Below are 17,727 nucleotides of genomic sequence, written 5' to 3' on the forward strand. Positions count from 1 at the left end.
GTGAATCAGGTGACCACGCATGAATGATTTAGAGCTGGAGGAATTCAAACCCGCCGATGAAAACGCCGCGATGGTGCTGCTGGTCGACGACCAGGCCATGATCGGCGAGGCGGTGCGGCGGGGGCTGGCCACGGAGGCGAACATCGATTTTCACTTCTGTGCCGACCCCCACCAGGCTATCGCCCATGCGATCAGGATCAAGCCGACGGTGATCCTGCAGGACCTGGTGATGCCCGGGCTCGATGGCCTGAGCCTGGTGCGCGAGTACCGCAACCACCCGGCCACCAAGGACATCCCGATCATCGTGCTGTCGACCAAGGAGGACCCGCTGATCAAGAGCGCGGCGTTTTCCGCCGGGGCCAACGATTATCTGGTCAAGTTGCCGGATACCATCGAGCTGGTGGCGCGGATCCGCTACCACTCGCGCTCTTACATTATGCTGTTGCAGCGCGATGCCGCCTATCGCGCCTTGCGCCTGAGCCAGCAGCAGTTGCTCGACACCAACCTGGTGTTGCAGCGGCTGATGAACTCGGACGGCCTGACCGGACTGTCCAATCGCCGGCATTTCGACGAGTACCTGGAACTGGAATGGCGGCGGGCCCAGCGCGAGCAGACACAGTTGTCGCTGCTGATGATCGATGTCGATTACTTCAAGTCCTATAACGACAGTTTTGGCCACCTCGAGGGTGACGAGGCCTTGCGCCAGGTCGCCGGAGCGATTCGCGAGGCCAGCAGCCGGCCTTCGGACCTGCCGGCGCGCTACGGTGGCGAGGAGTTTTCGCTGGTACTGCCCAACACCTCGCACGGTGGTGCGCGGCTGGTGGCGGAGAAACTGCGCCAGAACGTGGCAGGCCTGAATATCCCGCACAGGATGCCGAGCGAGGGCTCGGTGCTGACCATCAGCATCGGCTTGTCGACCGTGGTCCCGCAACAAGGCAGCCACTGCCGGGAACTGATCCTGGCCGCCGACAAGGGGCTGTACCTGGCCAAGCACAACGGGCGCAACCAGGTGGGTATCGGCCAGCAGTGATTCGAACCGCGGTGGATTACCGTGATGGCGGGCTTTGCCCCGCCAAGCGGGCTGCCGGGACGGTGACAATTGCGTTATACTCGCCGGCTTTCAAAAGTTCACCGACGAGTGCTGCCCGCCATGGAAATCAACCCGATCCTTAACAGTATCAAGGACCTGTCCGAGCGCTCCGAAACTATTCGGGGGTATCTTTGACTACGATCAAAAGCATGAACGCCTGATCGAAGTCAATCGCGAGCTCGAAGACCCTAGCGTCTGGAGCAACCCCGAGTACGCCCAGAACCTGGGCCGCGAGCGTGCCACCCTGGCTCAGATCGTCGAGACCCTGGACGAAATGTCCAGCGGTCTGAGCGATGCCAGCGACCTGCTGGAAATGGCCGCGGCCGAGGAAGACCAGGGCGCGGTCGACGATGTCGCCGCCGAGGTCGAGCGCCTGCGCGAAATCCTCGAGAAGCTGGAATTCCGCCGGATGTTCAGCGGCGAAATGGACCAGAACCACGCCTACCTGGACATCCAGGCCGGCTCCGGCGGTACCGAGGCCCAGGACTGGGCCAACATCCTGCTGCGCATGTACCTGCGCTGGGCCGACAAGCGCGGTTTCGACGCCACCATCATGGAACTGTCCGCCGGCGAAGTCGCCGGGATCAAGGGCGCTACCGTGCACATCAAGGGCGAGTACGCCTTTGGCTGGCTGCGCACCGAAATCGGCGTGCACCGTCTGGTGCGCAAGAGCCCGTTCGACTCCGGCAACCGTCGCCACACCTCGTTCTCGGCGGTGTTCGTCTCGCCGGAAATCGATGACAACATCGAAATCGACATCAACCCGGCGGACCTGCGGATCGACACCTATCGTTCCTCCGGTGCCGGTGGCCAGCACGTCAACACTACCGACTCGGCGGTGCGTATCACCCACGTGCCGACCAACACCGTGGTCAGTTGCCAGAACGAGCGTTCCCAGCACGCGAACAAGGACACCGCCATGAAGATGTTGCGGGCGCGCCTGTACGAGCAGGAAATGCAGAAGCGCAACGCCGCTTCCCAGGCCCTGGAAGATTCCAAGTCGGACATCGGCTGGGGGCACCAGATCCGTTCCTACGTGCTCGATGCCTCGCGGATCAAGGACCTGCGCACCAACATCGAACGCAGCGACTGCGACAAGGTGCTGGACGGCGATATCGACGAATACCTGGTAGCCAGCCTCAAGCAGGGGCTGTAAGACGCTACTGTGGGAGCCGGCTTGCTGGCGATCCCCGGCCGCAGGCCGGGGGCAACGAACCTGTGATGGAAAATTTAAAGACATGAGCGACCAACAACTCGACCCGCAAGCCCTGCAACAGGAAGAAAACGCCCTGATCGCCCTGCGCAAGGAAAAGCTTGCCGCCGAGCGCAGCAAGGGCAATGCCTTCCCCAACGACTTCCGCCGTGACGCCTACTGTGAAGACCTGCAGAAACAGTACGCCGACAAGACCAAGGAAGAACTGGCAGAAGCGGCGATTCCGGTCAAGGTTGCCGGTCGCATCATGCTCAACCGCGGTTCGTTCATGGTGATCCAGGACATGTCCGGGCGCATCCAGGTCTACGTCAACCGCAAGACCCTCTCGGAAGAGACCCTGGCGGCGGTGAAGACCTGGGACCTGGGCGATATCATCAGCGCCGAAGGCACCCTGGCCCGTTCCGGCAAGGGCGACCTGTACGTCGAAATGACCGACGTGCGCCTGCTGACCAAGTCGCTGCGTCCGCTGCCGGACAAGCACCACGGCCTGACCGACACCGAGCAGCGCTATCGCCAGCGCTACGTCGACCTGATCGTCAACGAGGACACCCGCCAGACCTTCCGCGTGCGTTCGCAGGTCATCGCCCACATCCGCAGCTTCATGATGAAGCGTGATTTCATGGAAGTGGAAACGCCGATGCTGCAGACCATTCCCGGGGGGGCCGCGGCCAAGCCGTTCGAAACCCACCACAACGCGCTGGACATGGGCATGTACCTGCGGATCGCGCCGGAACTGTACCTCAAGCGCCTGGTGGTCGGTGGCTTCGAGCGCGTGTTCGAGATCAACCGCAACTTCCGTAACGAAGGTGTTTCGACCCGGCACAACCCCGAGTTCACCATGCTCGAGTTCTACCAGGCCTACGCCGACTACGAAGACAACATGGACCTGACCGAAGAACTGTTCCGTGAACTGGCCCAGGCCGTTCTGGGCAGCACCGACGTGCCTTACGGCGACAAGGTGTTCCACTTCGGCGAGCCGTTCGCCCGCATGTCGGTGTTCGACTCGATCCTCAAGTACAACCCGGAACTGACCGAAGCCGATCTGCTGGATGTCGACAAGGCTCGCGAAATCGCCAGGAAGGCCGGTGCCAAGGTGCTCGGTCACGAAGGTCTGGGCAAGCTGCAGGTGATGATTTTCGAAGAGCTGGTCGAGCACAAGCTGGAGCAGCCGCACTTCATCACCGAGTACCCGTTCGAAGTGTCGCCGCTGGCGCGTCGCAACGACAAGAACCCTAACGTCACCGACCGCTTCGAACTGTTCATCGGCGGCCGTGAAATCGCCAACGCCTACTCGGAACTCAACGACGCCGAGGACCAGGCCGAACGCTTCAAGGCCCAGGTGGCGGAGAAGGATGCCGGTGACGACGAGGCCATGCACTACGACGCCGATTTCGTCCGTGCCCTGGAGTACGGCATGCCTCCGACCGCCGGTGAGGGTATCGGCATCGACCGCCTGGTGATGCTGCTGACCAACGCACCGTCGATCCGTGACGTCATCCTGTTCCCGCACATGCGTCCGCAAGCATAAGATCGTCGTTGAAAAAGCCGCCCTCGCAAGGCGGCTTTTTTATTTGCGTTGGTACTGAAGTTTCAGATTATTACAAGAGAGGAATACCTGTAGTGAACCGTGCAATGGCTCAAGAAGGGGCTGCTGGCGTGGCCAGCGCGTTGGCTGAAAGCGTTCAGTACCAGGGACGCAAGGCCAGCCGACAGGGCAGTGAGCAACGGCGACAGGACATTCTCAATGCAGCCATGCGGATCGTCGTGCGTGACGGCGTGCGTGGCGTGCGCCACCGCGCAGTGGCCGCCGAGGCGGGCGTGCCGTTGTCGGCCACCACCTACTACTTCAAGGACATCGACGACCTGCTGACCGATACCTTTGCCCAGTACGTCGAGCGCAGCGCGGCCTACATGGCCAAGCTGTGGGAGAACAACGAAGGCCTGTTGCGCGAGATGGTCGCCTACGGTGACGGCAGCCCCGCCTCGCGGGCGCAACTGGCCGACGAGATCGCCCGGCTGACCGCCGATTATGTCCAGCGCCAGTTGCACAACCGCCGCGAGTACCTGATGGCCGAGCAGGCGTTTCGCCAGGAGGCGCTGCTCAACCCGCGCCTGGCGCAGCTGGTGCGCGCGCACCAGCAGATTCTCCTGCGTGGCTCCTGCCAGTTCTTCCAGGTGCTGGGCTCCAGGCAGCCGGAACAGGATGCCAAAGTGTTGACGGCGATTATCGGCCGGATGGAATATCAGGGCCTTCTCGACGATGCAGAGCCCGAGAGCGAGCAGGATCGGCTCGGGATTCTCACCCGTTACATGCATCTGGTGCTGGCCTCCGTCTAAGCTACAGGGCACGGCCAATTACCGCAGCGACGATCAGGAGTGTTTCTTGGACGAATACCAGCAGACGATACGCAGCCTGTCCGATCGCATTGTGTCGGCACAGACACCGATTCGCGTGCTCGATGCGGTGAAATGGGACGAGAGCATCCGCAAGGGCTTTCTCAAGGCCAAGGGCAAGGAAATGCCGGCGGTGGACCGCGACTACTACGCCGCGCGGCCGCTGTCGTTCGACTCCGGCGCGGTCAAGCTGGAGTTGCAGAACATCGAGCGCGACATCACTCGCCAGCTCGGCCAGTTCAGCCCCGTCGGGCAGATCATGCGGCGCATGTGCCGGGAGTACCGCATGGTCGTGCGCATGCTCGAGGCCCGCGGCACCCCGGACTTCGGGCTGATTTCCCAGGAACTCTACGGCGCCGCTTCCGATGCCTTCCACGCCGGCGACCCGACCCTGGCCGACCTCGGCCTGATGCTGTCCGACTACCTGAACAACATCGACGGCCGTGGCGACCTCAAGGACGAACCCAAGACCCTGACCGCCAAGGACGCCGTCGACATGCTGCAGCGGCGACTGAACAAGGTGTTCGGCGAGGCCGAGGAAACCATCCGGGTGTTCGAATCGGACGGTATTGTCGCCGACGCGGCGGCCGGTGCCGACTACATCAAGATCCGCGCCGATGCGCTGTTCAACACCCGGGATGTGCGGGCGCTGGAGGTGCATGAGGGGCTGGTGCACGTCGGCACCACGCTCAACGGGCTTAACCAGCCGATCTGCACCTTCCTGTCCAAGGGCCCGCCCTCCTCGACGGTGACCCAGGAAGGTCTGGCGATCCTGATGGAAATCATCACCTTCGCCTCCTACCCGAGCCGCCTGCGCAAGCTGACCAACCGCACCCGGGCCATCGATATGGTCGAGCAGGGCGCGGACTTCCTCCAGGTGTTCGAGTTCTTCCGCGAGCAGGGTTTCGAAATGGCGGAAAGCTACGGCAATGCCAGCCGGGTGTTCCGCGGCTCGGTGCCGAACGGGCTGCCGTTCACCAAGGACCTGTCGTACCTCAAGGGCTTCATCATGGTCTACAACTACATCCAGCTGGCCGTGCGCAAGGGCAAGCTCGAACAGGTGCCGCTGCTGTTCTGTGGCAAGACCACCCTGGAGGACATGCGCACCCTGCGCCAACTGGTGGACGAGGGGCTGGTGACGCCGCCGAAATACCTGCCGGAGCAGTTCCGTGACATGAATGCGCTGTCGGCCTGGATGTGCTTCAGCAACTTCCTCAATCACCTGAGCCTGGATCGGATCGAGGCGGATTATTCCAATATCCTCTGATCCGGAATCTTACGTCGTCCCTGTAGGAGCGGGCTTGCCCGCGAAGGCGCCCTTCAAGTTGACGCATTACTTCAGGGAGTGCCTCTTCGCGGGCAAGCCCAGCTCCTACAGGGAACGGTGTCGTGGCCACTGAATTCCGCGAGGTTTCAACCGGATGAGAATCCTAGGCATCCTCTGCCTGCTCCTGACCCTGAACGGCTGCAGCTCGCTGCTGTTCTATCCCGAGCCCGGCTTGCCGTTCACTCCGGACAAGGCCCATCTTGAATACCGCGACGTCACCCTGACCACCGCCGACGGCACCCGTTTGCGGGCCTGGTGGCTGCCGGCCAAGGCCGGCGTGCCGGTCAAGGGCACGGTGCTGCACCTGCATGGCAACGGTGGCAACCTGTCGATGCACCTGGGCGGCAGTTGGTGGCTGCCGGAGCAGGGCTACCAGGTGTTGTTGGTCGATTACCGGGGTTATGGCCTGTCCGCGGGCGAGCCAAGCCTGCCGGCGGTCTACCAGGATATCGACGCCGCGTTCCAGTGGCTGGAGCAGGCTCCGGAGGTCCAGGGCAAGCCGCTGGTGGTCCTCGGGCAGAGCCTCGGCGGTGCGATGGCGGTGCATTACCTGGTCGAGCACCCTGGCTACCAGCCCCGTCTCAAGGCCTTGGTGCTCGATGGCGTGCCCGCCAGCTATCGCGCGGTGGGGCAGTTTGCCCTGAGCGGCTCCTGGCTGACCTGGCCGTTCCAGGTGCCGCTGTCCTGGCTGGTGCCGGATGGCGACAGCGCGATTCATTCCATGGCGCAACTCAAAGGCGTGCCCAAGCTGATCTTCCAGAGTATCGACGACCCGCTGGTACCGATGGACAACGGTATTGTCCTGTATCAGGCCGCACCGCCGCCAAGAGTGCTACAACTGACCCGCGGCGGGCATGTGCAGACCTTCGCCGACCCGACCTGGCGCCAGGTGATGTTGCGCTATCTCGAGGACCCGCAGCATTTCGATGGCCTGCGTCGTCTGGGCGAGATCCCCAATTATCCCGCTGCCCCGAATTCGACTGTTGAACCAGAGAGCCCGCAATGACCGAAGAACGCAACGCCATTCCCCTGATCATCACCGGTATCTGCAGCATCATCGGCACCGTGGGCTGCCTGTGGTACTACGGCTACCTGCACTTCGCCAAGCCGGAGGATGCGTTGGAGCTCAACCAGTTCACCATGCTCAAGACCATCCCGGGGGAGGACTACAAGGTCTCGCTGACGCCGGCCAACCAGGTGGCCCAGTGCATCGACGGCGTGCTGGTGCTGTTCGACACCGAGCAGAAAGGCCTGACCGGTGTGCTGGTCAACGACAAGAAGCAGGCGGTGCGCTGCATGGGCCAGGAGACGCCCAGGCTGGAGCAGTGAGCTGGCGGCCTGCCGTATGAAAAAGCCCCGCCTGGTCCGACCAGGCGGGGCTTTTCCATTGGCGCGTCGAACGATCAGTAGTTGCTGCTGACCGAGGAGCGCGGTGCGACGGGCTGATTGTCGTTGGAGATGGTCACTTCCACGCGACGGTTCATCGCACGGCCGGAGACGCTGCCGTTATCCGCGACCGGATACTCCTTGCCATAGCCCTGGGTGACAATGCGGCTCGGGTCGACGCCCATTTTGATCAGGGCCACCTGGACCGAGGTCGCGCGGCGTTCGGACAGGCTCTGGTTGTAGGCCGCGGTACCGGTGCTGTCGGTGTAGCCCTCGACGATCACCTTGCGGTCGGGGTTCTGCTGGAGGAATTGCGCCAGCTTGCTGATGTTGGCCAGGCCATTGGGCTTGAGTTCGGCCTTGTTGGTGGCGAACAGGACGTCACCGAAGGTCACCAGAGTGCCGCGATCGGTCTGCTTGGCGTTAAGGCTTTCCTGCAACTGGCGGATCTGCGCGTCGCGGGCGTCCAGGCGGGCCTGGGCCCGTTGCGCGGCGGCGTTCTTCAGGTTGGCCTCGGCGGTGCGCAGGGCGATGGTCTGCTTGGCGACTTCGACACGCTGGTTGGTCAGATAGGCCAACTGGTCGACGACCTTTTCATCCTCACGGTTCTGATAGGCCTTGTCCGCCTTGTCCAGGTAGTCGCTGGCGTCCTTGGTTTCCAGGGCCGCCACCTTGCTCGCCTGCGGGTCGGCCTGCAGGCCGGAGAAGTTGGTGCGCGCCTGTTCCAGGTTGGGGTTGGGCGGGGTGGAGCAGGCGGCGAGGCCGACGCTCATGGCCAGCAGGGCGGGGATCATCAATTGATTGCGCATAATGTTCGTCCTTTATTCTGTCCGTTGAAACTTCAGGCTACGGCAGCGCTTACTGCGCCGGCTGCACCACGGGCCGCTGGCTTTCCTGGCGCAGTTCCTGAACACCTTTCTGGGCATCCTTCACGGCCAGTTCGGCCTTGGCGGCCTGGGCCTTGCGTTCGGCGACGCGGGCATCCCACTCGGCCTGCTCGGCCAGGCGACGGGCGTCGTCGTACTTCTTGTCATGCATGGCCAGCTCGGCCTGCTTGAGCTTGTCCTGGGCCGATTTCATTTCCACGGCCGCGTATTCGGTACCGCCGGCGCTGACGGCGCTGTTGACGGCGGACTGGGTCACCGCGTACTGCTCGCTCGGCGGGTTTCCGGCACAGCCGGCCAGGATGAAGCTGGTACCCAGTGCCAGAGCGGCCAGTTTCAGCCCGCGCAGGTGGTTGAACGAGGATGTGACTGTGCTGGTTTTCATGGTCTTCAACTCCATTGGATAGCTCCTGAAAAACATCAATCCCCATCACGGGCCCGAGGGCCTTCAGCGCAGACCCCGCCGTCTCGGCCGGGCATTTTTCGCAGCAGCTGTGCCAGTGATGGCTACTGGCTGTGACCTGAGGCTTTTTTGAATAGTTCAGCGGATATGGCCAATCGCCCGAAAAAAATGCTGACTGATCGGTCAATTCGGAAAATCTGAACTTTTGCGTGCCGCAGCGGTATCCCGGCTCGGTCGGGAGCCAGGAATACCGGGGCTTGCGGGAGCGTGGCGGGTTTCTTCAGTGCTTGGATTCGTCGGTCCCGGAAGACAGATTATGCAGATAGCGGCGTGATAGTGTCAGGAAGCGCGGGGTGGCACCGACGTCTTCGTACAAGGGATCACCTTCCTCGTCGGTGGCGACCACATGCTGACCCTGGACGTAGGGGAAACTCGCTTCAAGCTCCTCAAGGGCGGCGCCGATCAGTTCGCCGAGCAGTTCCTCGGGGCTGCGCTTGGGGTACATTTCGGTGATCGCGGCGAGGCGGGCGGCCGCTTCCACGTCCAGATGAACGGCGTAGCCGGTGTCGGTCAGGCGACCCTTGGCATTCTCTTCCCAGTGCTGGGCTAGCTCACGGATTTTCATGGTGACCTCAATTCATACCCGCCGACGGCGGGGATCGATGAGTGACCGGGTTGGCATTGACGCCGGGCCGGCCGTCAGCCCCGCGCAGGGCTGCTCAATCATCAGACTAGCTCCTGGCGGTGAGGTTCGACGGGGAATTTCCGGAGGTGGCGATCGACCTGCCGACTTGTAGGCACTTGTCGCAGTGGTGCACTCTTGGGGGAGGGAAGCGTCCCAAAGTCCGCTGGAGAGCCTGCCGATGTCAGATATCGATGTGCGTTTGCGAGAAGACGTTCACCTGCTGGGTGAGTTGCTGGGCAATACCATCCGCGACCAGCATGGCGAGGAATTCCTCGACAAGATCGAGCGCATTCGCAAGAGCGCCAAGGCCGATCGCAGCGATGCGGCCAGTACCGAACTGAGTGCCAGTCTCGATGATCTCGGTGACGACGAGTTGCTGCCGGTGGTCCGGGCCTTCAACCAGTTTCTCAACCTGGCGAACATCGCCGAGCAGTACCAACTGATTCATCGTCGCGACGAATCCCAGCCAGCTCCGTTCGAGTCGCGGGCGCTGCCGGAACTGCTGGCCCGGCTGCAGGCCGAGGGCCATGACCCGGAATCCCTCGCGCGGCAACTGGCGCGCCTGGACATCGAATTGGTGCTGACCGCGCACCCGACCGAGGTGACGCGGCGCACGCTGATCCAGAAGTACGACGCCATCGCCGCGCAACTGGCGCTGCAGGACCACCGCGACCTCACCGGCGCCGAGCGCGAGCAGATCCGCCAGCGCCTGCAGCGGCTGATCGCCGAGGCCTGGCACACCGAGGAGATCCGTCGCACCCGGCCGACCCCGGTGGATGAAGCCAAATGGGGCTTTGCGGTAATCGAGCATTCACTCTGGCAGGCGATCCCGAATTATCTGCGCAAGGCCGACCAGGCCCTGCATGCCGCCACTGGTCTGCACCTGCCGCTGGAGGCGGCACCGATCCGCTTCGCTTCCTGGATGGGCGGCGACCGCGACGGCAACCCCAACGTCACGGCCAGGGTGACCCGTGAAGTCCTGCTGTTGGCCCGCTGGATGGCGGCCGACCTGTACCTGCGCGATGTCGATCACCTGGCCGCCGAGCTGTCGATGCAGCATGCCAGCGAGGCCTTGCTGGCCCGGGCCGGCAACAGTGTCGAGCCCTATCGGGCGGTGCTCAAGCAGCTGCGCGAGCGGCTGCGCGCGACCCGCCAGTGGGCCCATGATTCGCTGGAGTCCACCCAGCCGGCTTCGGACCAGGTCCTGCGCGACAATCACGACCTGCTGGAACCGTTGCAACTGTGCTATCGCTCCCTGCACGAATGCGGTATGGGGGTGATCGCCGACGGGCCGTTGCTCGACTGCCTGCGGCGTGTGGTGACCTTCGGCCTGTTCCTGGTGCGCCTGGACGTGCGCCAGGATTCGTCGCGGCATGCCGCGGCGATGAGCGAGATCACCGACTACCTGGGCCTGGGGCGCTACGAGGACTGGGATGAGGATGCCCGGTTGACCTTCCTGATCCGCGAGCAAGGCAGCCGTCGTCCGTTGTTGCCCTCGTATTTCAAGCCCTCGGCGGACACCGCCGAGGTGCTGGCGACCTGCCGGGAAATCGCCGCGGCACCGGCGGCCTCTCTGGGGTCCTATGTGATTTCCATGGCCGGTGCGGCTTCCGACGTGCTTCTGGTGCAACTGTTGCTCAAGGAGTGCGGTGTACTGCGGCCGATGCGCGTAGTGCCGCTGTTCGAGACCCTGGCCGACCTGGACAATGCCGGGCCGGTGATGGAGCGTCTGTTGCTGCTGCCCGGCTACCGCTCGCGCCTGCAGGGGCCGCAGGAGGTGATGATCGGCTATTCCGACTCGGCCAAGGATGCCGGTACCACCGCCGCCGCCTGGGCCCAGTACCGCGCCCAGGAGCGGCTGGTGGAAATCTGCCGGGAGCAACAGGTCGAACTGCTGCTGTTCCATGGTCGCGGTGGCACCGTCGGCCGTGGCGGCGGCCCGGCCCATGCGGCGATCCTGTCGCAGCCGCCCGGCTCGGTGGCGGGGCGTTTCCGTACCACCGAACAGGGCGAAATGATCCGCTTCAAGTTCGGCCTGCCGGACATCGCCGAACAGAACCTCAACCTGTACCTGGCGGCTGTGCTGGAGGCCACCCTGCTGCCGCCGCCACCGCCGCAACCGGCCTGGCGCAAGCTGATGGACGAATTGGCGGCGGATGGGGTGCGGGCCTACCGCGCCGAAGTCCGCGACAACCCACAGTTCGTCGAGTATTTCCGCCAGTCGACCCCGGAGCAGGAACTGGGACGCCTGCCGCTGGGCAGTCGGCCGGCCAAGCGCCGGGCCGGCGGCATCGAAAGCCTGCGGGCGATTCCCTGGATCTTCGGCTGGACCCAGACCCGGCTGATGCTGCCGGCCTGGCTCGGCTGGGAGACGGCCCTGCGCCATGCGCTGGAGCGCGGGCAGGGCAAGCTGCTGGAGCAGATGCGTGAGCAATGGCCCTTCTTCCGTACCCGCATCGATATGCTGGAGATGGTGCTGGCCAAGGCCGACAACGACATTGCACGCTCCTATGACGAGCGTCTGGTGGAGGCGGAACTGCTGCCGTTGGGTGTGCACTTGCGCGACCTATTGTCGCAGGCCTGTTCGGTGGTACTGGGGCTGACCGGCCAGTCGCAACTGCTGGCCCACAGTCCGGAGACCCTGGAGTTCATTCGCCTGCGCAACATCTATCTGGATCCCCTGCATCTTTTGCAGGCCGAGTTGCTGGCCCGTACGCGGCGTCAGGAAAGTACCCAGGACAGCCCTCTGGAACAGGCTTTGCTGGTATCCGTGGCGGGTATCGCCGCGGGGCTGCGCAATACCGGCTGAGGGCGTGGGGCAACTGAGTTGCAGCCTGTGGGGCGGGTACGAGCGCCCGGTCAGTGGCGGTCGTACCCGTGTGCGCGACACCCCGTGGCCGCCCGGTGGCGCGCGGTAGCAGGTTTGCGCGGTTGCAGGGGGGCGAGTCGTTGCGACTTTGGGCGTCTTGTGTGGGGTCGGTCGGCTGTGTATCTTGATCAGCCCTTGGCCGTTTGGGCGGCTGTCACCCTATTGTTGAGATTGGCCCCACGCGGCGAATCCGAGCGTTTCTAAATAAAAAATTGAGGAGCACATCGATGCGCGTCATTCTGCTGGGAGCTCCCGGGGCCGGTAAAGGTACTCAGGCTAAGTTCATCACCGAGAAATTCGGCATCCCGCAAATCTCCACCGGCGACATGCTGCGTGCCGCGGTCAAGGCCGGCACCGAGCTGGGCGTCAAGGCCAAGGGCATCATGGATGCCGGTGGCCTGGTTTCCGATGACCTGATCATCGCGCTGGTCAAGGACCGTATTGCCCAGGCCGATTGCGCCAAGGGTTTCCTGTTCGACGGTTTCCCACGCACTATTCCCCAGGCCGAAGCGCTGGTACAGGCCGGTGTCGAGCTGGACCACGTGGTCGAGATCGCCGTCGATGATGAGGAGATCGTCCAGCGTATTGCCGGCCGGCGCGTGCACGAGGCTTCCGGTCGCGTCTACCATGTCGTCTACAATCCGCCGAAGGTCGAGGGCAAGGACGATGTGACTGGCGAAGAACTGGTCCAGCGCAAGGACGACACCGAGGAAACCGTTCGTCATCGCCTGTCGGTCTACCATTCCCAGACCAAGCCGCTGGTGGACTTCTACCAGAAGCTGTCGGCTGCCCAGGGCAAGCCAAAGTACAGCCACATCGCTGGCGTCGGCTCGGTCGAAGCGATCACCGGCAAGGTGCTCGAAGCGTTGAACTGATCCTCGCGTCGCCTCTCCACAACAGCCCGCTTGCGGGCTGTTGTTGTTTATACTGTCGCACTTTTTCATTCTGACCTGACGGAAACACCGATGAGCACCTTGCTGGCCCTGGACACCGCGACTGAAGCCTGCTCCGTCGCCTTGCTGCATGACGGCAAGGTGACGAGCCACTATGAGGTGATCCCGCGCCTGCATGCGCAGAAGCTGCTGCCGATGATCCAGCAGTTGCTGGCGGATGCGGGGATCGGCTTGTCGGCGGTGGATGCGATTGCCTTCGGTCGCGGTCCGGGCGCCTTTACCGGGGTACGGATCGCCATTGGCGTGGTCCAGGGCCTGGCCTTCGCCCTGGACCGGCCGGTACTGCCGGTCTCCAACCTGGCGGTGCTGGCCCAGCGGGCGTTGCGCGAGCATGGCGCCAGCCAGGTTGCCGCCGCCATCGATGCGCGGATGGACGAGGTGTACTGGGGCTGCTATCGCGAGGAGGCCGGGGAGATGCGACTGGCCGGTGTCGAGGCGGTGCTGCCACCGGAAATCGCGATGCTGCCGGAGGGGGCCGAAGGCTCCTGGTTCGGTGCGGGGACCGGCTGGGGTTATGGCGAGCGCATCAGGGTCGCGCTGAGCGGCCAGGATGCTGGCATGCTCCCCGATGCCCGGGACCTGCTGGCCCTGGCCCGATTTGCCTGGGCGCGCGGCGAAGCCATCGTTGCCGACCAGGCACAGCCGGTCTACCTGCGTGACAAGGTTGCCACGCCCAAGGCGCGCTGAGGGGGCAAATTTTCAAGCTACACTGAAGCTTGAAGTCGGGCGCTCGGGATGTCGCTCGTAGCAGTCAAAAATGTGCCGTACGTCATGTTTTGCACACGCAGGCGGCGTTGTGTGAAAACCTTCTATTGGTTATGTGGTCTGGTTATCACTTGGACAATAGCCATGCACGGCAAGTGCTGCTAAATTGCCATCATCGACACCGAGCATGCCACAATGCGTATAGACGGCGTTTCATCACAGTCCTATTCCATCAAGCGCAAGCCTCGCAAGGGCGGCGTGGTGCTGGACGCCGATGAGGAACTGCTTGCCGGCGACAGCGAGGACCTCTCCGAAGTCGCTGCCCGTGCCGAGGCTGCCGGTGAGCGCCTGGCCAACCTGCCAGCCCGTCCCCAGGACATGATCTTCCACCGCGCCATGAAAAGAAGTGTCGCCACCGCGCTGGCCAGCTATCTGACCACCGCCGGTTTCGTCGAGTGGGACATGGAAGTGTTGGGGCTCGACCTGCATATCTGATCTAATCGGTGGCATGACCGATTCAGTTCTTCCCTACTACCTTGGTTGTCCGTCCTGGAGTGAAAATGCCTGGCGCGAGTTCCTGTACCCGGAAAACGCCCGTCCGACTGACTTTCTCGGTCTGTATTCCCAGGTTTTCAACGCTGTCGAAGGCAACACCACGTTCTATGCCCGGCCCTCGCCGGCCACGGTGGAACGTTGGGCGCAGACCATGCCGGAGCACTTTCGCTTCACCGCCAAGTTCCCCCGGGATATCAGCCATGGTGGCGACCTGCGGGCCCAATTGCCGGCGGCCGAGCAGTTCCTGCAACTGCTCCAGCCGCTGGGCGCGCGGGTATCGCCGTTATGGCTGCAACTGCCGGCGAGTTTCGCCCCTCATCGGCTGAACGAACTGACCGGATTCATCGACAGCCTGCAGCGACCGCTGGCCGTCGAGGTGCGTCATTCCGAGTTCTTCGCCAAGGGCGATGCCGAGCGGATGCTCAACCGATTGCTGCTGGAGCGTGGAGTGGAGCGCATCTGTCTCGATCCGCGGGCGCTCTTCAGTTGCACCTCGACCGAGCCTGCGGTGCTGCATGCCCAGTCGAAGAAGCCCAGGGTGCCGCCGCGTCCCGCGGCCTTCACCCGCTTCCCGCAGGTGCGCTTCATCGGCCACCCGGAGCTGGCGGCGAACGAGTCCTTCCTGACGCCCTGGATCGAGAAGGTTGCCGCCTGGATCGAGGAGGGGCGCACGCCGTATATCTTCCTGCACACGGCTGACAACCTGCTGGCACCGAAACTGGCGCAGCGTTTTCATCAGCGCCTGGCGCTACGTTTGCCTGGTCTGCCAGCTCTGCCTGAGTTATACAGAGAGCCCGCCGCGGAGCAGCTCGGCCTGCTCTGACGGTGCCCGTTTCTTCTGCCAGGAGTCGGTCATATGGATGCGCAAGCCCTTCGAGCCCAAACCTTCAGGGCCCTGCACGAGCGTGCCGGGGCCTTCGTGATCCCCAACCCCTGGGATGCCGGTTCGGCGAAGATGCTCGCCGCGCTGGGCTTCGAGGCTCTGGCCACCACCAGTGCCGGGCTGGCCTTTTCCCTGGGGCGACCGGATGCCGAGGGGGCGGTCAGCCGCGCCGATGCCCTGGAGAATGCCCATGTCATCGCCAAGGCCACACCGCTTCCGGTGGCGGCGGACCTGGAAAACGGCTACGCCGACAGTCCCGAAGGGTGTGCCCAGACCATCCTGATGGCCGCCGAGGTGGGCCTGGTCGGTGGTTCCATCGAGGACGCCACGGGCAACCCCGAACAACCGATCTATCCCTTCGATCAGGCAGTCGAGCGGATCGAGGCGGCGGTGGCGGCCGCGCGCAGCCTGCCATTCGACTTCACCCTGACCGCGCGGGCGGAAAACTTCCTGGTCGGACGACGGGATCTGGATGACACCATTCGTCGCCTGCAGGCCTTTGCCGAGGCGGGGGCCGATGTGCTCTACGCCCCGGATCTGAGCACGGCCGAGGAGATTCGCGCGATCGTCAGGGCCGTGGCGCCCAAGCCGGTGAATGTGTTGATGTCCGGCGGCGTGCCGTTGTCGGTGGCGGATCTGAGTGCCCTGGGGGTCAAGCGCATCAGCGTCGGTTCGGTGCTGGCGCGTGCGGCGTACGGAGCATTTTACCGGGCTGCGCAGGAAATCCAGGGGCAGGGGACTTTCGGTTTTGCCGAACAGGCGATCCCGTTCGGCAGGATCAACCAGATGTTCAAGAGCTGAGACAGGTGCTGTCGGCTCAGGCCGCCAGACGCAGGTTGTGCGCCACCAGCGGGCGGGCCCAGTTGAGGTCGTAGTCCAGGTCCTGCTGCTGCTTGACCAGGGTCTGTTCGTCGTACGGCAGCGCCGGTTTCTCCAGCAGGTCCAGCTCGAATTCGGCAATTGGCAGGTGCAGCGGACGTTTCTGCGGTGCCGGGCCTGGCTCGGGCTGTGACTGGCCGGCGGTGAGCACGATCGGGCGAACCCACTCGCTCTCGAAATCCTGTTGCCGCTGCTGGGCGATGATTTCGTCATCCGGGTAGGGCGGTGCCGGTTTCTTCAGCAGATCGAGTTCGAACTCGGCGATCGGCAGGAACAGCGGCTCTGGAGGCCGTACCGGGTTGTCGGTGACGTTGCAGTGCAACTGCTCGACGATCTGTGCCAGGGTCTCGGCACCGGCGGTCGGCTCGACCGGGCCATCGATCGGCAGTTCGGCCACCGCCTGTTTCGGCGCGTCACCTACCTGCTCGGCCAGCGCGCGGGCGAAGAAATCCTGCCACAGGTGGCTGACGCCACTCAGTGCCTGGGAGTTTCGCAGGCCGTAATCGCCAACGGGCGATAGATAACCTATGGATGTGCGCTGAATGTCTGACATGGTTCTCGGTCGTGACCCAAGCTCTGGCAAAATGCCGGATAATTCTGTTATCGGCCGTTTTTGCCGATCATTAAATTTTTGAGCGTGTTTTTCATGAGTGAGCAGCAGACGGCCGTACGGATCCGAGTCGAAGCCTTGGCCGAAGGGCTTGAACCTCAGGCCCGGGCCTGGGCCCAGCGCCTGGAACTGCCCTTGCAGGAGCCCGAGGCGGAGTTCGCTCTGCAGGTGTCCGGGCAGGGCTTGCAGTTGCAGCAACTGGGAACGGATGTCCCGGGACCGATACGGGTGGACTTCGTTGAGGGTGGTGCGGCGCACCGGCGCCTGTACGGTGGCGGCAGCGGGCAGATGATCGCCAAGGCTGTCGGTATCCAGCAGGGCGTACGGCCGCGGGTGCTGGATGCCACGGCGGGGCTGGGCAAGGATGCGTTCGTGCTGGCGAGCCTGGGGTGCGACATGAGCCTGATCGAGCGCCAGCCGTTGATCGCTGCCCTGCTGGAGGATGGCCTTGCCCGCGGCCTGGAGGACCTGGAGGTGGCGCCGATCGTGTCGCGCATGCGTCTGCTCAAGGGCAACGCCATCGAGGTGATGCGCAACTGGCAAGGCGAACCGCCACAGGTCATCTACCTTGACCCGATGTTTCCCCACCGGGAAAAAACCGCCCTGGTGAAGAAGGAAATGCGTCTGTTCCGGCCGTTGGTGGGCGATGATCCGGATGCCCCGGCGCTGCTGGAGGCGGCCCTGGCCCTGGCGACCCACCGGGTGGTGGTCAAGCGCCCGCGCAAGGCGCCGTGCATCGACGGGCCCAAGCCCAGTCATGGGCTGGAGGGCAAGTCGAGCCGCTACGATATCTATCCGAAGAAAGCGCTCAAGCCTGGCGTCTGAAAGTCCTGTGGCAAGTCCTGTGGCGAGCGGGCTTGCCCGCGCTGGGCTGCGCAGCAGCCCTGAAAT

18 protein-coding genes are annotated in these 17,727 nt (G+C 63.8%); 14 read left to right on the forward strand and 4 right to left on the reverse strand.

Going from position 1 to position 17,727, the window contains the following annotated elements; translation table 11 throughout:
- Positions 1 to 19: 19 nt before the first annotated feature.
- From K675_RS0118615 to K675_RS0118645, 7 genes are all read left to right on the forward strand, one after another.
- On the forward strand, positions 20 to 1,030 hold the full coding sequence (locus K675_RS0118615) for a response regulator (RefSeq protein ID WP_017904998.1): 1,011 nt from the start codon (positions 20 to 22) through the stop codon (positions 1,028 to 1,030).
- Between the two features lie 120 nt (positions 1,031 to 1,150).
- Positions 1,151 to 2,246, forward strand: a protein-coding gene (prfB, locus tag K675_RS0118620) for a peptide chain release factor 2 (RefSeq protein ID WP_152972956.1) whose coding sequence is annotated in 2 segments (ribosomal slippage) — positions 1,151 to 1,222 and positions 1,224 to 2,246 — 1,095 coding nt in all. Because the reading frame shifts where the segments join, the coding sequence is not laid out codon by codon here.
- Positions 2,247 to 2,328: 82 nt separating this feature from the next.
- Positions 2,329 to 3,831: a lysine--tRNA ligase gene (lysS, locus tag K675_RS0118625; protein WP_017905000.1), complete on the forward strand. Its 1,503-nt coding sequence runs from the start codon at positions 2,329 to 2,331 to the stop codon at positions 3,829 to 3,831.
- Positions 3,832 to 3,923: 92 nt separating this feature from the next.
- Complete coding sequence (locus K675_RS0118630) at positions 3,924 to 4,640, forward strand: TetR/AcrR family transcriptional regulator (RefSeq protein WP_026145329.1); 717 nt, start codon at positions 3,924 to 3,926, stop codon at positions 4,638 to 4,640.
- 46 nt (positions 4,641 to 4,686) lie between these two features.
- Positions 4,687 to 5,964 (forward strand): flavohemoglobin expression-modulating QEGLA motif protein, encoded by a 1,278-nt coding sequence (locus K675_RS0118635; protein ID WP_017905002.1) that lies wholly within the window; start codon positions 4,687 to 4,689, stop codon positions 5,962 to 5,964.
- A 154-nt stretch (positions 5,965 to 6,118) separates the two neighbouring features.
- Positions 6,119 to 7,030, forward strand: a complete 912-nt coding sequence (locus K675_RS0118640; protein WP_017905003.1) for an alpha/beta hydrolase — start codon at positions 6,119 to 6,121, stop codon at positions 7,028 to 7,030.
- On the forward strand, positions 7,027 to 7,353 hold the full coding sequence (locus K675_RS0118645; protein ID WP_017905004.1) for a hypothetical protein: 327 nt from the start codon (positions 7,027 to 7,029) through the stop codon (positions 7,351 to 7,353). The genes K675_RS0118640 and K675_RS0118645 overlap by 4 nt, the downstream gene beginning before the upstream one ends.
- A gap of 74 nt (positions 7,354 to 7,427) precedes the next feature.
- On the opposite strand, the gene K675_RS0118650 is transcribed toward K675_RS0118645, so the two are convergent.
- The 3 genes from K675_RS0118650 to K675_RS0118660 form a co-directional block, all read right to left on the reverse strand.
- The gene (locus K675_RS0118650) at positions 7,428 to 8,219 is read right to left on the reverse strand and encodes an OmpA family protein (RefSeq protein ID WP_017905005.1); all 792 of its coding nucleotides are present in this window, start codon (positions 8,217 to 8,219) and stop codon (positions 7,428 to 7,430) included.
- A gap of 49 nt (positions 8,220 to 8,268) precedes the next feature.
- Positions 8,269 to 8,679 (reverse strand): DUF4398 domain-containing protein, encoded by a 411-nt coding sequence (locus tag K675_RS0118655; protein ID WP_192842721.1) that lies wholly within the window; start codon positions 8,677 to 8,679, stop codon positions 8,269 to 8,271.
- Positions 8,680 to 8,977: 298 nt separating this feature from the next.
- Positions 8,978 to 9,322: a hypothetical protein gene (locus K675_RS0118660; RefSeq protein ID WP_017905007.1), complete on the reverse strand. Its 345-nt coding sequence runs from the start codon at positions 9,320 to 9,322 to the stop codon at positions 8,978 to 8,980.
- 238 nt (positions 9,323 to 9,560) lie between these two features.
- Here K675_RS0118660 and ppc point away from each other — a divergent pair, with 238 nt between their 5' ends.
- The 6 genes from ppc (at position 9,561) to K675_RS0118690 (ending at position 16,148) form a co-directional block, all read left to right on the forward strand.
- Positions 9,561 to 12,191, forward strand: a complete 2,631-nt coding sequence (gene ppc / locus K675_RS0118665) for a phosphoenolpyruvate carboxylase (protein WP_017905008.1) — start codon at positions 9,561 to 9,563, stop codon at positions 12,189 to 12,191.
- Positions 12,192 to 12,478: 287 nt separating this feature from the next.
- Complete coding sequence (gene adk / locus K675_RS0118670; protein ID WP_017905009.1) at positions 12,479 to 13,126, forward strand: adenylate kinase; 648 nt, start codon at positions 12,479 to 12,481, stop codon at positions 13,124 to 13,126.
- A gap of 90 nt (positions 13,127 to 13,216) precedes the next feature.
- Positions 13,217 to 13,891, forward strand: a complete 675-nt coding sequence (gene tsaB, locus K675_RS0118675) for a tRNA (adenosine(37)-N6)-threonylcarbamoyltransferase complex dimerization subunit type 1 TsaB (protein WP_017905010.1) — start codon at positions 13,217 to 13,219, stop codon at positions 13,889 to 13,891.
- A 213-nt stretch (positions 13,892 to 14,104) separates the two neighbouring features.
- Entirely contained in the window at positions 14,105 to 14,404 is a 300-nt protein-coding gene (locus K675_RS0118680; RefSeq protein WP_017905011.1) for a hypothetical protein, read from the forward strand.
- Positions 14,405 to 14,417: 13 nt separating this feature from the next.
- Positions 14,418 to 15,287, forward strand: a complete 870-nt coding sequence (locus tag K675_RS0118685; RefSeq protein ID WP_017905012.1) for a DUF72 domain-containing protein — start codon at positions 14,418 to 14,420, stop codon at positions 15,285 to 15,287.
- A 33-nt stretch (positions 15,288 to 15,320) separates the two neighbouring features.
- Positions 15,321 to 16,148: an isocitrate lyase/PEP mutase family protein gene (locus K675_RS0118690; protein ID WP_017905013.1), complete on the forward strand. Its 828-nt coding sequence runs from the start codon at positions 15,321 to 15,323 to the stop codon at positions 16,146 to 16,148.
- Positions 16,149 to 16,164: 16 nt separating this feature from the next.
- Here the strand turns inward: K675_RS0118690 and K675_RS0118695 are convergent, their stop codons facing one another.
- Complete coding sequence (locus K675_RS0118695; RefSeq protein ID WP_017905014.1) at positions 16,165 to 16,779, reverse strand: hypothetical protein; 615 nt, start codon at positions 16,777 to 16,779, stop codon at positions 16,165 to 16,167.
- Positions 16,780 to 16,872: 93 nt separating this feature from the next.
- On the opposite strand from K675_RS0118695, the gene K675_RS0118700 reads away from it, so the two are divergent.
- Complete coding sequence (locus K675_RS0118700; RefSeq protein ID WP_017905015.1) at positions 16,873 to 17,661, forward strand: class I SAM-dependent methyltransferase; 789 nt, start codon at positions 16,873 to 16,875, stop codon at positions 17,659 to 17,661.
- Positions 17,662 to 17,727 lie beyond the last annotated feature (66 nt).

This window comes from Pseudomonas fuscovaginae SE-1 (assembly GCF_000364705.1).
GTDB classification, from domain to species: domain Bacteria; phylum Pseudomonadota; class Gammaproteobacteria; order Pseudomonadales; family Pseudomonadaceae; genus Aquipseudomonas; species Aquipseudomonas fuscovaginae_A.